The sequence below is a fragment of the Spirosoma koreense genome (assembly GCF_054777875.1).
The window spans coordinates 840,379-856,051 of record NZ_BAAHAC010000005.1 but is presented as its reverse complement, the minus strand read 5'-3'; the positions used below and the strand labels follow the sequence as shown (position 1 = coordinate 856,051).

11 protein-coding genes and 1 pseudogene are annotated in these 15,673 nt (G+C 53.6%); 9 read left to right on the top strand and 3 right to left on the bottom strand.

Annotation, left to right across the window (positions count from 1 at the left end):
- Positions 1–191: 191 nt before the first annotated feature.
- The 3 genes from ACYVC2_RS09350 to ACYVC2_RS09340 all read right to left on the bottom strand — a co-directional run bounded on the left by ACYVC2_RS09350 (position 192) and on the right by ACYVC2_RS09340 (position 4,121).
- Entirely contained in the window at positions 192–2,132 is a 1,941-nt protein-coding gene (locus ACYVC2_RS09350) for a glycoside hydrolase family 88 protein (RefSeq protein WP_461102039.1), read from the bottom strand.
- Complete coding sequence (locus tag ACYVC2_RS09345) at positions 2,132–3,763, bottom strand: glycoside hydrolase family 28 protein (protein WP_461102038.1); 1,632 nt, start codon at positions 3,761–3,763, stop codon at positions 2,132–2,134. Before ACYVC2_RS09345 ends, ACYVC2_RS09350 begins: the two co-directional genes overlap by 1 nt.
- 232 nt (positions 3,764–3,995) lie before the next feature.
- Positions 3,996–4,121, bottom strand: a complete 126-nt coding sequence (locus ACYVC2_RS09340) for a hypothetical protein (RefSeq protein WP_461102037.1) — start codon at positions 4,119–4,121, stop codon at positions 3,996–3,998.
- Between the two features lie 291 nt (positions 4,122–4,412).
- Between ACYVC2_RS09340 and ACYVC2_RS09335 the strand changes: the two genes are divergently transcribed.
- From ACYVC2_RS09335 to ACYVC2_RS09295, 9 genes and pseudogenes are all read left to right on the top strand, one after another.
- A complete protein-coding gene (locus tag ACYVC2_RS09335; RefSeq protein ID WP_461102036.1) occupies positions 4,413–5,186 on the top strand; it encodes a MerR family transcriptional regulator in 774 nt (257 codons plus the stop codon).
- A gap of 160 nt (positions 5,187–5,346) precedes the next feature.
- Positions 5,347–6,024, top strand: coding sequence for a response regulator transcription factor (locus tag ACYVC2_RS09330; RefSeq protein WP_461102035.1), 678 nt, complete (start codon positions 5,347–5,349; stop codon positions 6,022–6,024).
- Entirely contained in the window at positions 6,021–7,292 is a 1,272-nt protein-coding gene (locus ACYVC2_RS09325; protein WP_461102034.1) for a sensor histidine kinase, read from the top strand. The genes ACYVC2_RS09330 and ACYVC2_RS09325 overlap by 4 nt, the downstream gene beginning before the upstream one ends.
- A 126-nt stretch (positions 7,293–7,418) precedes the next feature.
- Positions 7,419–7,787, top strand: a complete 369-nt coding sequence (locus tag ACYVC2_RS09320; RefSeq protein ID WP_461102033.1) for a hypothetical protein — start codon at positions 7,419–7,421, stop codon at positions 7,785–7,787.
- Positions 7,788–7,952: 165 nt separating this feature from the next.
- Positions 7,953–8,987: a LacI family DNA-binding transcriptional regulator gene (locus ACYVC2_RS09315; RefSeq protein ID WP_461102032.1), complete on the top strand. Its 1,035-nt coding sequence runs from the start codon at positions 7,953–7,955 to the stop codon at positions 8,985–8,987.
- 57 nt (positions 8,988–9,044) lie between these two features.
- Positions 9,045–10,286 carry a mandelate racemase/muconate lactonizing enzyme family protein gene (locus ACYVC2_RS09310; RefSeq protein ID WP_461102031.1) on the top strand — a complete coding sequence of 414 codons (1,242 nt, stop codon included), beginning with the start codon at positions 9,045–9,047 and terminating at the stop codon, positions 10,284–10,286.
- 180 nt (positions 10,287–10,466) lie between these two features.
- Positions 10,467–13,619, top strand: a complete 3,153-nt coding sequence (locus tag ACYVC2_RS09305) for a SusC/RagA family TonB-linked outer membrane protein (RefSeq protein ID WP_461102030.1) — start codon at positions 10,467–10,469, stop codon at positions 13,617–13,619.
- A 58-nt stretch (positions 13,620–13,677) separates the two neighbouring features.
- Positions 13,678–15,213, top strand: a complete 1,536-nt coding sequence (locus ACYVC2_RS09300; RefSeq protein WP_461102029.1) for a SusD/RagB family nutrient-binding outer membrane lipoprotein — start codon at positions 13,678–13,680, stop codon at positions 15,211–15,213.
- 151 nt (positions 15,214–15,364) lie between these two features.
- A pseudogene (locus tag ACYVC2_RS09295) lies at positions 15,365–15,673 on the top strand (starvation-sensing protein RspA); the annotation flags it as partial.

The window sequence follows — 15,673 nt, the reverse complement described above, 5'->3', positions numbered from 1 at the left end:
GATAATAGTATGAGCAAATAACCATCCAATCAATAAAAAGTCAATTAAATCTATATTAATTTATAATTTCAATAACATCTAGCTCCTCATTTGAGGCCAAGCTAGCTTCCTGATCAACAAAAACCCCTCCGTTGGGCGTCGTCTCTATGAAGGCAGACGCTCAACGAAGGGGGTTAACCTAATGGCAAATCTTACTTTCGGCTGCTGACAGATCCGGCGGGTGCCGGCCGGGCTTGTTTCAGCAACCAGGTAGCCAGGTCTTTGCCCGCACTGAAATTCTGGAACGTAGCCGGAATTTTCCGTCCGTCGGTATACTCGTTGTACAGCCACGGATCGCCGACGGCAAACACGGTGCCTTTGCCCACTTTAGCCACGGCCATGATCACGTCGTTCTCTTTCGTGACCATAGCTTTTGCGGGTGCTTTCAGGCCGATTGGAGCCAGTTCTTTAATGTAGACGGCTTTCGTTTTCGGAAACATCTCGCTGCCCGCCGGAATATCGACCCGCCCCTGTTCAAACTGGTCGTTTTTGACCATGTTGATGTTTTTTGGCAGGAACTGCATACCGAACTGAGCCGCCAGCTGATTCAGATGAACGTGTTCGCAGTTGGATGTGTCGTTGGCCATCAGCACCAGCACCCCACCCGCTTTCACCCAGTCGGCAATGGCTTTGTTATCGGTCTGGTTGATGTAATTGGGCCTGGCGGTTTCTTTCGGCGTGTCGGGGTCGACAATGATGTACACGTCCACATTTTTCAGCGAAGTTGCCGTCGGTGCCGTTGGGATGGTAATCGTCTTCGCACCCAGCTCACGGAAGGTATTCCCCCACAACCAAAATCCCGAATGCTGACGATCGTCCCAAAGATAATGAAAGGGCTCCTGTCGGCCGTTCTGGTCTTTCCGAAACTCGTGGTTGAAATAATTATCCACGGCTACCGTACGCCCTTTTCCCATACCGTCTTCGGCCGCGATCTCCATCTCGACACTGGCCATGATGAACGGCCCCACACCCTTCAGGTCGTCCTGTCGGAGCGGTTCGCTCAGGTAATATTTGTAACTACCATCGCGATAGGGATTGCCCCCGAGCCCACCGACCACCACCGTTTTCTCCAGGTGAATCAGTCCTTTCTCATCTGTCGAGATAAAGTTTTTCAGCATACCATCGTACCCTTTCCGGGCGTTCGCCAGCATCGAATTCGGCAGGTACCCCAGCCGAACACCTTTCGCGAGCGCATACACAAACATGCCCGAACCCGATGCTTCGATGTAATTTCCGGTATCACCCAGGCGGTCCGTTACCTGATACCAGCAGCCCGAAGCGGGGTCCTGGTATTTCACCACGGCGGGCATAAACCGTTGCAGAATCGCGATCAGTTCACCCCGGCGGGGGTGCGTAGCCGGCACGTAATCCAGTACATCGACCAGCGCCATGGCGTACCAGCCCATCGCCCGGCTCCAGAAATTCGGCGACTGCCCCGTTTGCGGATTGGCCCACTTCTGCGCCCGGCTTTCGTCCCAGCCATGATAAAGCAGGCCGGTTTTCGCGTCGCGGGCGTGGGCTTCCATCCAGACAAACTGGTTGATAATGTCGTCGAAACCGTTTCCGGCCGGATCGAACAGGCGGGTGTACTCGGCATAGAATGGTTCGCCCATGTACAGCCCATCGAGCCACATCTGATACGGATAGATTTTCTTATGCCAAAATCCGCCTTCTTTCGTGCGCGGCTGTTCGGCCAGTTGTTTGCGCAGCAGATCGGCGGCTTTTTTGTATTTTTCCTTATCCGGAAGGGTTTGCTGGTACAGCATCAGCAACGACCGGCCCGGTGTAATGAAGTCGATGTTGTACTTGTCCAGTTCGTAGGTTTTGATCGAACCGTCTTCATTCACCAGCCGATCGATGTTTTTCTGGATGTACTGAAAATAGCGGTCGTCGCCGGTCCGGTACCACACCTGCTCGATGGCGTGCAGCAGCAGCCCCATTTCATAATCCCAATGGGTCATCCGGCCGCTTTTGGCGGTGTCGGGATGGATGGTCATCATGGTGGCCGTCATTTTCTGCGACCAGGGCATCGACTGCGTCTGTCCCCAGCAGGGTAGGGCAAACAGCCAGAGAACCAGTAGTTTCTTCATCATTATTTTTTCGTGGTCAGGGTATTGGCCGGCACATTGGCGGTTGTTTCGACGGTCTTCCGGGCGTGCGACGTATCGGTGTTCACCAGATTGATTGCCCCGGAGCGGTCGCCCGTAATGTGCATCAACAGATCCACGTTGTCCGTATAGCGGATCTTGTCGAGGCTGATGTTCCGGCTGTTCTGAAACTGCATGACCGTTTTGGCACTGGTAAGCAAAGCGACATTGACTAGTTTTATACGCTCCGCTTCGATACACACCAGCCCTTTCCGGCTTTGCAAGACCGCGTTTTCGATCAGAATATCTTTCACCGACATCTCGGGCAGTCCCCGAATCAGAATCCCGGTTTCGGCACCCTTGCAGCGGACGTTCCGCACCTGAAACGAGCGGAACTGGGGCGTCGCGTCCGACACCGGCTGCGCCGGAATAACGGGAAGCTCGTTACTTTCTCCTTGTTGCGGTACGGGGTCTTTGGCCGCGTAATACATGTCGAACAGAATCGCTTCACCCGCAATATCGGTCATATCGATGCCATCGATGAAAATATTTTCCACGATACCCCCGCGTCCGCGAGCGGTCTTGAACCGAAGCCCCACGTCGGTACCCATGAAGGTGCAGTTCGATACGTACAGGTTGCGCACCCCGCCCGACATCTCGCTGCCGATCACAAACCCACCGTGAGCGTGGTAGACCCGACAGTTCCGGACGATGACGTTTTCGGTCGGAACGCCCCGCTTCCGGCCTTGATCGTCGCGGCCCGATTTGATGCAGATGCCGTCGTCGCCCACGTCGAAGGTGCAGTCGTCGATCAGGGCATTCCGGCACGACTCCAGGTCGAGGCCATCGCCGTTCTGGGCGTACCAGGGGTTTTTCGCCGTTACTTTACGGAGGGTAATATGTTCGCACAGCAGCGGGTGCAGGCACCAGGCCGGTGAGTTCTGGAAGGTTACGCCTTCGAGCAGGATTCGTTTGCAGCGCGTCAGGCTAAGCATGTTTGGCCGCAGAAAATCCTTGACGCCTTCGTAATAACTCATCGGTTGCCCCGCTTTGATAGCACCGCCGGCTCCTTTCAGCGACTGTGCCGACGGATACCAGATATCCTGTTTCTCGTTCAGGACGCCCCCGGAGGCAACCAGTTTCTTCCACTGGTCGTCGGTCATCTTGCTTTTTTTGACCATCCGCCAGGCCTCCCCGGCGCCGTCCAGAATTCCCTCACCCGTAATGGCGATGTTTTCCAGATCGATCCCGGAAATCGGGGCCTGATTCCGGACGGCCTCCTCGCCTTCCCAGGTAGTGCTGATCAGCGGGTAAACGCTTCGCTGGCTAGTGAACTGAACCAGGGCTCCGTTTGCCAGGTGCAGGTTTACATTACTTTTCAGGGCGATCGGGCCGGTCAGCCATAAGCCTTTCGGGATCAGCACCGTACCACCCCCGTTTTTGGCACATTGTCCGATGGCCGTTGCAATGGCCGACGTGTTGAGGGTCTGTCCATCGGCTATGGCACCGAATTGGGTAATGGCGACGGTATCTTTTCGGAACGTCGGTACCTGCACAGTAGGCAGCTCCCGCTGCGCCAGCAGGCAACCGGGTGCCAGTGCGGTGATCAGAGCGGTCAATCCAGCAACTAGTTTCATCAAAAAGGGTAGGTCGGATAGTTATTTTCATCCGTAGACCTGTGATTTCCCCTCTAAGTTGCCTTAAAAAGCGGTACTCTTTCAAGAGACGATTGCCCTTTTTTTACGCAATCGTTCCCGGTAACGTTCTCAGGTATGCCCGAAATTTATCTGTCCGGTCGGCAACTGGTCAAAAGTAAGCGGGCCACGGTTTTCGAAAACCGTGGCCCGCTTATCGAAATTTATCCATTCGTTAGGGTTGGTGTTGTTTTGCCGTAACCAGGGCTTTATGCTGCGCTTTCAGGCTGGATGATAATAACGCGCCGATCATGAGCGACGAAAGCAAGAGACTGAGTAGTAAACAGTGTTTGAATTTCATGGTGAAGGCGTATTTGTTGGGAGACGATACAAAAATGGCTCCCCAGGCGCCTTTATACCACTATAAATTGATCAAGCGTCTGTTTTGGAGGATAAACTGCCCGAAACAGTGGGTGAATCACATAGGGTTATTAAACACAGAGCGTTTCGCTGGTGCGGCATAGAGAACACAGAGGAGGAAGATAGCCCAATGAGCCAAAACGAAGGCTTGTAAAAAAGTAAAACTTTTCCTTGACTCTCCCCTTACGTCATAGTCTACATTTGTTGCAGTCAATCAAAACAGGCTTCGGCTATGCAACACTATTCGGTCAACAAACTGGCAAAGCTGGCGGGCGTCAGTGTGCGCACACTGCATCATTACGACCGACTGGGCCTGTTGAAGCCTTCCGTCCGGACGGAGGCCCGATACCGGCTGTATGGTCAGGAAGAGTTGATTCGGCTACAGCAGATTCTCTTCTACAAGGAACTGGATTTCTCGCTTGAAGAAATTCTCCATATTCTGAACGATCCGAATTTCAATTTATTGACGGCGCTGCAAAGTCATAAGCAAGCTCTGCAAGCCCGTAAGGCCCAACTAACAATCCTGCTGACCACGATTGATAAAACAATTTTAAGTTTAACCGGACAACGAACTATGTTAACGAACGAAGAACTCTACGAAGGCTTCCCCAACGGTCAGGTCTACCGGGACGAGGCTATGACTACGTACGGCCAGAAAACCGTTGAAGACAGCGAAGACCAGTTACGTCGACTCGGCAAAGTGGGTTTCGAACAGCTTAAAGCCGATCAGAAGGCTATTGCCAAAGCACTGACAGGGCTGATCGGACAGGACCCGATCAGCCCTGTGGTACAGCAGCAGATTGCCCGGCACTATCAGAACATCCGGGGCTTCTGGGGTGAGTCGGTCTGTCGGCAAAAAAACATGGTTGAAGCCTACAAAGGGCTGGCGCAGCTTTATCTCGACGACCTGCGGTTTACAAGCCAGAACGGAATCGAAAACCCGGACTATGCGGCTTTCCTAAATAAAGCGATGGTGTACTTCGCGAATACGCAGATCAGGGATTAAACACATCGGACCGCCGAAGCGGAGGCACGGAGAGCACAGAGTTATATCTGATGCATAACCCATACACTCTGTGCTCTTTGTGCCTCCGTGTTTAATCCACCGTCCAGAATCTTTCCAGAATTGCCCCTTAATTTCGCATTGGATTCGCTTTATTCATGCAATGAAAGTACTGGTTGTCGAAGACGAGAAGGGCTTGGCCGAAAGCATTACCGACTACATGGTGCAGGATGGCTACATCTGCGAGACGGTGGCTACGTATACGGAGGCCGAAGAAAAAATCCACCTGTATACCTACGACTGCGTCATCGTCGACCTGACTTTGCCCGACGGCAGTGGATTTCAGATCATCGAAACCCTGAAACGACTCGTAGCGACCACAGGCGTCATTATTATCTCAGCCCGCAACGCCCTGGAAGACAAGCTAAAAGGGCTGGAAATCGGCTCGGACGATTACTTGACCAAACCCTTTCATTTGTCGGAGCTCAACGCCCGTGTCAAATCGCTGCTGCGTCGACGGCAGTTTGGCGGGCATACCGAAATCCGGTTTCGGGAAATCACCGTGGTGCCGCACAACCGCAAGGTGTTTGTAAATGACCAACCCACAACGCTTTCGCGCAAAGAATACGATCTGCTGCTTTATTTTCTGTCCAACGTCGATGTCGCACTGACCAAAGCGTCCATCGCCGAGCACCTCTGGGGCGACAACATCGACTCTGCCGATTCGTTTGATATCGTGTATTCGCACATTAAAAACCTGCGTCGGAAGTTGTTGGAAAAAGGGGCCGCCGACTACGTGCAGTCCATTTACGGCATCGGTTATAAATTCGGTCAGCCTTGAAGCTACTCGCCAAAACCAATCGGATCTACCTGACTTTCTCGCTGGCTATTTACCTGGTCACCGCGTTTGTGTTCTACCAGATTATCCGGAGGGTTATTTACGACGAAGTAGAAAACCGGCTGCGGGTCGAGAAACGGGATTTTGAAGCGTACGTCCACGTGCACAATGCCTGGTCGGACATTCCGTATTTCGTTGAGAACAAGATCGTGGTTGTGCCCGTCAAAGGCAGTAAATTCCGGAAAGAAGCGTTTTCGGACACGCTCATTCTGAACCGCTACGACAACGAACTGATTCCGTTTCGGCAGTTGACCTTCTACGAGCCCATTCAGGGCGTCATGCACCGGGTGTCGATCCGGAAATCGCTGATTCAAACCTACCGGCTCATCGAGGTGATTACGGCCGCTATGATTATTTTTCTGGGCCTGTTGCTGGTCGGCATGTTCTGGTTTCAGGGGCAGTTGTCGGGGCGGCTCTGGCTGCCGTTCTACGATACCCTGTCGCGGCTCCGGCGCTTCGACCTGACCAGCGACAAACCCTTACAGCTGGATAAAACCGAAATTACGGAGTTTACCGAACTGAACGAAGGGCTACAGAAAATGGCCGACAAGATGCGGCAGGATTACCAAAGCCTCAAAGAGTTTACCGAAAATGCTTCCCACGAGATGCAGACACCCCTGGCGCTCATCAACGCCAAAGTCGAGCAGCTGATTCAGACCCAGCAACTTACAGAAACTCAAACGAACTGGATCGAAAGCATCTACCAGGCTTCCCGCCGGATTTCGCGGCTGAACCAGGGCTTGCTGCTGCTCGCGAAAATCGAAAACCGGCAGTTTAACGACAGCCAGGTAGTTGACCTGACGAAGTTGCTGACGGAAAAGCTGGCCGACATGGACGAAGTACTGTCATTCAAAAAGGTTTCGGTTTCCGTACAAACCCAGGCTTCCTTCGAAGTGTCGCTGCCCCTGGCGCTGGCCGATAGCCTGGTGACGAACCTGATGAGCAACGCCATCCGGCACAACCAGTCCGACGGACGCATCGAACTTACCTCAACCGCCGACCGGTTATCCCTCAGCAATACGGGTGGGGAGCTTACCTCCGACCCGGACCGGCTATTCGAACGGTTCAAGAAAGAAAGCACCGGTCCCGATTCGGTAGGACTGGGACTGGCCATCGTCCGGCAAATCTGCGAGAGCTACGGCCTGCAGGTGTCGTACCGCTATCTGGCAAACATGCATACCATTTCATTGACGCACGCTCAGCCTGCCTGAGGTTTGTCCGATCCTCTTTTCGCTTATTCAGAGTAGTCTGGTTTTATAAACCGTGGGGAGCCTGTAGCCCACGGTTTCATTTTTTACGACTAATGCGTATGTCTCTCTTCTTAAACCCTTCTCCGTATGAATTCATCCTGTGTGCTTCAGTCCGTCGGGCGGTACGTCCAGACATTCGACCTCGATCTGCCCTTGCCATCTACCGGCCAGCCTGCTCCCCAGGTGGCACAATGGCTAACTGAATTCAGCTACTACGGCCTGCTGTTTGCCGCCGTTGCGGCCTTCGTCGCCTTATTGTTCGGGAGCATCGTTCTTTTTCGGGATGCCCGACGCACCGATCCCGTACAATCCTATCTCCAACCGGTTCCCCCCAAACCGATTCATCGGTATCCCCGGCCCATGGGCAATCCGTCTGCCCAGTTGCCACGAAAGCCACTTTCGTTAACGCCAACCCGCCCGGCGCGCCATCAGCCTGGTGACCGCCTGCCGGTATGAAATGGGCGGCTTACAGGTTTCTACCGGGCCAGGTTTTTGCAGCACGGGGTTTCTTCCGCACACAAACCCTCAATAAGATTATTTGTTAAAAAAACATTAAAAAAAAGGGTCATTTATTTTTTTGTTTAAAGGATTAAGCATAGATTTGACCGCAATTGGTAGCCAATGAGTGCTAAAAAAACTTCGTTAAAGGATATCGCGCAGAAAGCAGGCGTCTCCACAGCCTTAGTGTCGTATGTCCTGAACGGGAAAGAGAAAGAAAGTCGGGTTGGTCAGGAGATCGCCAGCAAAATCAAACAGATTGCGAAAGACCTCCACTACCAGCCTAACCACCTGGCCAAAAGCTTACGAAGCGGCAAAACACACACGATTGGATTGATCATCGCCGACATTTCCAATCCGTTTTTCGCCAACATAGCCCGCGTGGTCGAAGATGAAGCCAAACGAAACGGATATACCGTTATTATCGGTAGCTCGGACGAGAACGCCGATAAGTCGCGGGATTTGCTGAACGTGCTGATCAACCGACAGGTCGATGGGTTTATCATCGTTTCTTCCGAAGATTCGGCCGAACAGGTACAGGATCTGAAAGAACGTAATATTCCCTTCGTTTTGCTGGACCGTTATTTTCCGGACATACAGACCGATTTTGTTTCAACCGATCATTACAAAGCCGCCTATGACGCAGCCAATCACCTGATTATCAGCGGCTATAAACGCATCGGCATGATTGCTTATAAGTCGCAGCTCTTTCACATGCAGGAGCGCATACGTGGCTATGTCGATGCGCTCAAAGACCATAAAATACCGCTTCAGAAAGCCTGTTTGAAAAAAGTACGCATTACCAACATCGAGCAGGAGGTCAAAGCAGCCATCGATGAGCTGACCACGATGGAACGATCGGTAGACGCGCTGATCTTTGCCACCTACAGTCTGGCTATCAATGGCCTGAAGTATTTTAACGAATTGCGACTGAAGGTGCCCGACGATGTGGCCATCGTCAGTTTCGGTCAGGCCGAAGTGTTCGACCTGTATTATTGCCCGATTACGTATTTGAAGCAGCCGATCGGACTGTTGGGCCAAACCGCTGTCGGCCTGCTGGTAGACAAAATAAAAGACAACCAGAAAGGCCCAGCCCAGATCCTTATGAAAGCCGAACTGATTGTCCGGGCGTCATCTAAAACCAAACAGACCGACTAGCTATTCATTTATCTTTTTGCTTAAACGATTAAGCTGACTATTTCTTTTCCCAACCCTATGCAACGCAGACATTTTCTTAAATCCTCGCTCATCGGCTCGACGGCTGCGCTGGCAGGATTACCGCTCCATTCGATCGCGGCTGCTCCCAAACTCAAAATCACCAAAATCCGCTATTACGCAGCCCCCGGTTACAACAAGCCGCTGTTCAATCAGGCGCGGGGGATCGTCGAAATCGAAACCGACGGCGGCATTATCGGCATTGGCGAGGGTGGTTCCAAAGACATGATCGAACAGTGCGCACAGATGATCATCGGCGAAGACCCTTTCCGGATCGAGCATCTCTGGCAGAATGTGTACCGGGGCATGTTTTATCCGCCAGGCCGGGAAAAACTGCATGCGCTGGGCGCGCTCGAAATGGCGCTGTGGGACATTAAAGGAAAAGCGCTCGGCGTGCCGGTCTACGAACTACTGGGCGGAGCCACCCGCGAGTACGTCGAATGTTACGCGACAGGGTTTCGGGCATCGAAAGCTAAAACCGAAGAAGGGCGTGCCCAGGATTGTATCGCGGCCGGTTTGCGGGCGTACCGGATTGGGCCGACCGGCGGCAACGGTGAAGCGCCCTTCGACTTCTACGACAACGCCAAAAAAACCATTGAGCTTTGCAAGCGCATCGATGCAGCTGTAGGCGGTGGCGGCAAATGGGCTATCGACCTGCATACCCGCTTCGATACGACCGAGGGAATCAAGATATGCAAAGCCATTGAGAACCTGGAACCCTACTTCGTAGAGGACATCATCCGCTCCGAAAATCCGGGCGTGTACAAAACCGTGCGGCAGATGACGAACGTACCCATTGCCGTCGGCGAGCAGTTCGGAGACCGCTGGGACAGCAACGAGCTGATCGAGAATCGCCTGATCGACTATACCCGGTTTACCTTACCCAATACGGGGGGTATCTCGGAGTTTAAAAAGCTGGCGTCCATGTGCGAAACCCACTACGTTGGCATGATTCCTCACTTCACCGGTCCGCTGGCAACGGCTTCCCTGGTGCATGTCCTGGGTTCCAGCAGCCCGATGCGCTGCCTGATGGAGCTGGGAGGTGGTGAGCCCGAACGTCCGGCCTACTTCAATGAGGATTTCATCAACTTCAAAAACGGAAAATTATACCTGAATCCCAACCCGGGTCTGGGGGTGAAGTTCGACCCGAAAAAAGCGACGTTCGTCATGGAAGTGACCGCAAAAACGCAATTCCCACACCCAGTACTGAAAGCCCCCGACGGCTCGATTCACAACTGGTAACCGGAAAAAGCGGGGAATCAGGCCCTCGATGCAACAATCCGGCTACGTGACCATGTAGCCCTGCTCATGGGTTGGGCAGATTGTTTTTTACAAGCGGCAAAAATTTAACTATACCTTTATTAATCAGTACAATAACCAGAGTGTGTTGCCTTTTCCTTGAACCCTTAATCAATTCTTTCCATGAAAAAAGCTCTAATCCTAAGCCTGTTCTATACAGTCTTGTGTTGCAGCGTAGCCTTTGCGCAGGCCAATAAAGTAACGGGTAGGGTAACCGGCACCAATGACCAGGGGTTGCCGGGTGTCAACGTGGTGGTCGGTGGTACGACCACCGGTACGACAACCGATGCAGAAGGTAATTATTCGATCAATGTCCCCGCCAATGCATCGCTGGTATTTTCGTACATCAGCTACATCAGCCAGACCGTTCCGGTCAATAACCGCTCGATCATCAATGTGCAACTGGCGGAAGATGCCAAAGCGATCGATGAAGTGGTCGTAACGGCGCTGGGAATCAAGCGCGAAGCCAAAACCCTGGGCTATGCCACCGCCACCGTCAATGCCGACCAGATCTCGACCAACCGTACGCCCAACTTCGTAAGTGGCCTTCAGGGTAAAATGGCCGGGGTAAACATCACCACCATGGGTACCGGACCGGCCGGCACGGCCAAGATCCGGATTCGGGGCCAATCGTCGTTCAGCGGTCAGAACAACCCGTTGATCGTGGTGAACGGCGTACCGATCGACAATTCGAACTACTCCCTGGGGGGCGATTATGGCTCCCGTACCAATACGGGGCTACCGGTCAACAGCTCCGACGGGGGCGACGGGCTGAGCAGCATCAACCCCGACGATATCGAAACCATGACGGTGCTGAAAGGAGCCACTGCAGCCGCGCTTTATGGCTCGCGGGCCAAAGACGGCGTCGTGATGATTACGACCAAAAGCCGGGGAACAGGCAAAGGGTTCGGGGTTACCTACAACGCAAACCTGACGACCGACACTCCGCTGGATTTCACCGATTTTCAGTACGAATACGGGCAGGGCGAAGGCGGCAAACGCCCCACGACGGACCGACCCACATCGGGCGTGTGGAGCTTCGGTGAAAAGTTTCAGCCAGGCATGACCCAGACGCTGTTCGATAGCAAAACCTATCCGTACGAACCCGTTTATAACCGGGTGAAGCAGTTCTACCGCGTCGGCACCAACTTTACTAACACGGTTACGGTCGCCAACAACGGCCAGAACGGTGGTTTCAGCCTGTCGTTCGGGAATACCGACAACCGGGGCATCATGGAAAACAACACCTTCAACCGCAAGGTGATCAACCTGGGTTTCAGTCAGAACATCACCTCGAAACTGACGGCCTCGGGAAACATCAACTATTCGAAAGAAAACAACGTCAACCCGCCCCAGATCAACGCGCAGGATTTCTCGGTCTCGACGGTGGTGTTCACCCTGGCGAACTCCATGCCATTTCAGGCCCTGCGCGACAATCAGATCGATCCGGCTACGGGCAATGAGTTTGTGATGTCGCGCTTTCTGGTTCGTAACAACCCGTATTACTCGATGAACTATCACTTCGAAAACATTAAACGGGACCGGCTCTTCGGCAACGTCGCGCTTAAATATCAGTTTACAGACTGGCTGTATCTGCAGGGGCGGATCGCCCAGGATTTCTACATCCGAAATCAGGATTACAACATCCCGAACGGATACGCCCCGATTGCCCCCGCTCCGGTCGGCTACGTCAACGGCTCCTACACCCAAGACGTACGCCAGAATACCGAACGAAACATCGATTTCATTCTGGGTGCCAACCGGACCTTCGGCCGGATCGGCGTGGATCTTACCCTGGGTGGCAATGCACGCTACAACCGGCTCGATTACAACAGCGTGACGGTTCAGGATTTCATCATTCCAAAGTTATACACAGTTGCCAACGGGCGGGTCAAAAACCCGATCTATGCTCTGTCGGAAAAGAAAATCAACTCGCTGTTCGGGGCCGCCACGATATCTTACCGCGACTACCTGTTCCTCAACCTGACCGCCCGGAACGACTGGTTCTCGACCCTGGCCCCGTCTAACCGAAGCATTCTGTATCCGTCGGCGACGGCTAGTTTCGTGTTCTCGCAGGCGTTCGAAAATCTACCGAACTGGTTGTCGTTCGGGAAGTTGCGGGCCGCCTATGCGCAGGTAGGTTCCGACAACGTCGATCCGTATTCCAACGCCCTCTACTACCAGGTCGATAACAATTCATTCCCGAACCCAGCGGGACAGCTTGTACCCGTAGGCGGTATAAACGCTTCGCAGGTTCCGAATAAAAACCTGCGTCCGCTCCGGGTGCAAGAAGCCGAAGTAGGACTGGAACTGAAGCTGTTCGACAACAAGATTGGTTTCGACTTCACGTATTACCACAAAACGACCGACGATCAGATTCTGGCCGCTCAGGTTTCCGATGCATCGTCGTACACCAGCAAGCTGATCAACGTGGGCCGAAGCATGAACCAGGGGCTGGAGATGGCACTAACGTTTTCGCCCGTTGTCAAACCCAATTTCCGGTGGGACGTGAACGCCAACGTTTCCTACAACACCTCGAAAGTGCTGCGACTGGGGCTGTCGCCCAACGATACCGTCATTACGGTCAGCAGTGGGGGCGGCCGGACGCTGAACCAGGTTGTCGGCAAGCCCATCGGTCAGCTATACACGTTCATGTATCTGCGGGATGCTCAAGGCCGTCAGGTATTCGACGCCAACAGCGGGATGCCCTTGCGCAACAACACGCTCCAGAATGTAGGAAACGCCCTGCCCAAATACTTCGGTGGCATTACGAACACCTTCACTTACCAGGGCGTGTCGCTCTCGTTCCTGATCGATTTCAAGCTGGGACACAAAATGATCGCCGGGCGGAACATCAACTATTTGCGGCATGGCCTGTCGAAGCGGACGCTGCCTGGCCGGGATGTGGGCTACGTGATCGGTAACGGGGTCAATCCGAACGGCGAAATCAACCAGACCAAAGCGGCCGTGCAGCCTTACTACGAATCCATCAACCCGCTGGGGATCAACGAAGATTTCGTTTCCAACGCGGGGTTCTGGAAACTTCGTCAGGTAACGCTGGGATACGATTTCACCAAACTGCTGCCGTCGAGTCTGTTCATCAAAGGGCTGAAACTGAATGCCGTAGCCAACAACGTGCTGGTGCTCAAGAAATGGACCGAGAACATGGACCCCGAAGAAGCGCTGGTTTCGTCGGACAATGGCGTGGGGCTGGATTTCTGGCCGGGCCTCCCTCCTACCCGTAGCATTGGCTTTAACCTGAATGCGAGATTCTAAACCCGTTGTCACTGAGGGTCATTTAATGACACCGAATGATCAATAAAGACTTTATACCATGAAACGTAATCGAATATATACCCTCACGCTGCTCCTGTCGATGGGTCTGTTGTCGGCCTGCGACCAGGGCTTTACCGAAGTGAATACCAACAAGGTAGACCCAACGTCGCTGGCGCCTTCGATGGTTCTCAACAAGGGCATCATCAATACCAACTACCTCGACGGGTTCGGGACGCTGGGCATGCTGACCTACAATTTCGGCATTGTGCAGCAGGTCATTACCCCCTACGGTAGCTCGCTGTCGGGCGCGAATTACGACCAGGTGAACAACAGCAATACGCCCCTGGTCTGGCAGAATTTCTACCGCAACGTGCTCAAGCAGCTGGTCGCTGTGCTGGATCAGACCAAAGGCGTTCAGGCGCAGTCCAACACCTATAATGCGGCCCGAATCTGGAAAGCCTACGTCTTTATGATCCTGACCGATACTTATGGCGATGTTCCGTATTTCCAGGCCGGACAGGGTTACACCCAGGAGATCATCACGCCTAAATACGATGCCCAGCAGGATATCTACAAGGATATTCTGAAGGAGCTCGACGAAGCCTCCGCAGCACTGACTACCACACAGGCCGCCGTGACGACCGATATTCTGTACGGGGGCGACATAGCGAAGTGGAAAAAACTAGGCTATTCATTCATGCTGCGGGCGGCCATGCGGCTGACCAAAGTCGATCCGGCCATGGCCGAATCCTACGTCAAGAAAGCCGTGACCGGTGGGGTGATGCAATCCAACGCCGACAACTCGATTCTTCGCCATACGTCTTTGTATAACAACTACATTGGCAACCACTTAGGCGCTCGCGAAAAAACCAATTTTTACCTGGCGGCTCCTTTCGTCGATTACCTGAAAGCGAACAGCGATCCACGGCTGCCCGTTTTCGCCCTGCGCTACGTGGGTGCCAAGGGTGGCCAGGAGCAGACACCCGCGCGGGCAACTTCCGACCCCGCCGTACAGGTCGGCATGCCCATGGGGTATAACGACGTGTCGATTGCGACCACGTTTGCGGCCAACAACGTGGTGAGCCTGTGGGATTACTCGCAGGTGAACCTGAACACGGTGCTGAAACTCGACGCCCCCGAATTTCACATCACCTACGCACAGACGTCGTTTCTGCTGGCTGAAGCGGCCTTCCGCGGCTGGGTCACCGGCTCGCCGGCCGATTATTACCTGAAAGGCATTCGGGCGAATCTGGAACAAATGGCGTCGTATGGTGCCACCATACCTGAAACCAGCATTAAAGCATATCTGGATGCGCACCCGCTGACGGCCGGTAAGGAACTGGATCTGATCAACACCCAGTATTGGGTCGCGTCTTTCCTGGATGGCACCGAAGCCTGGGCTAATTTCCGGCGCAGTGGCTACCCAACCCTGAAGAAAAACCCATATCCAGGCTCCGAGGTGAAAGGCGATTTCATTCGTCGTATGCCCTACCCCGACAGTGAGATCGTCGTCAACTCGGGTAGCCTGAACGAAGCCATTGCCCGCCAGGGACCAAATACACTGGACACCCGCGTATGGTGGGATAAAAAGTAAATTTTCTGACAGGATTTACAGCCGGGCCGACGCTTCGGATTGACATGATCTATTACCCGAAAAACAATCCTGTTCATCCGAAGCGTCGGCCCGGCTGTAAATCCTGTCGAAAAACAGTCAATTAAATCGCTCAACTTTTATAGTCTCTTTTATGAATAACCTGGATCAAAGCCGCCGTGACACCCTGAAAATGCTGGGCTTCGGCTCCTCAGCCTCCCTCCTCAGTCTGTTCGGTGGTATGTCGACGGCCCAAGCCCGCGAGCAACAAATAAAACCCAGCTACGCCATCGGCGCTCCCCCCGTCAAGATCAAGTCCGTCAAAGCCATCGCCACCGCCCCCCAGGGCTCCAACCTCATCGTCGTCAAGGTCGAAACCACCGAACCCGGACTCTACGGACTGGGCTGCGCCACCTTCACCCAGCGCGCAGCTGCCGTCGTGGTCGCCATCAACACCTACCTC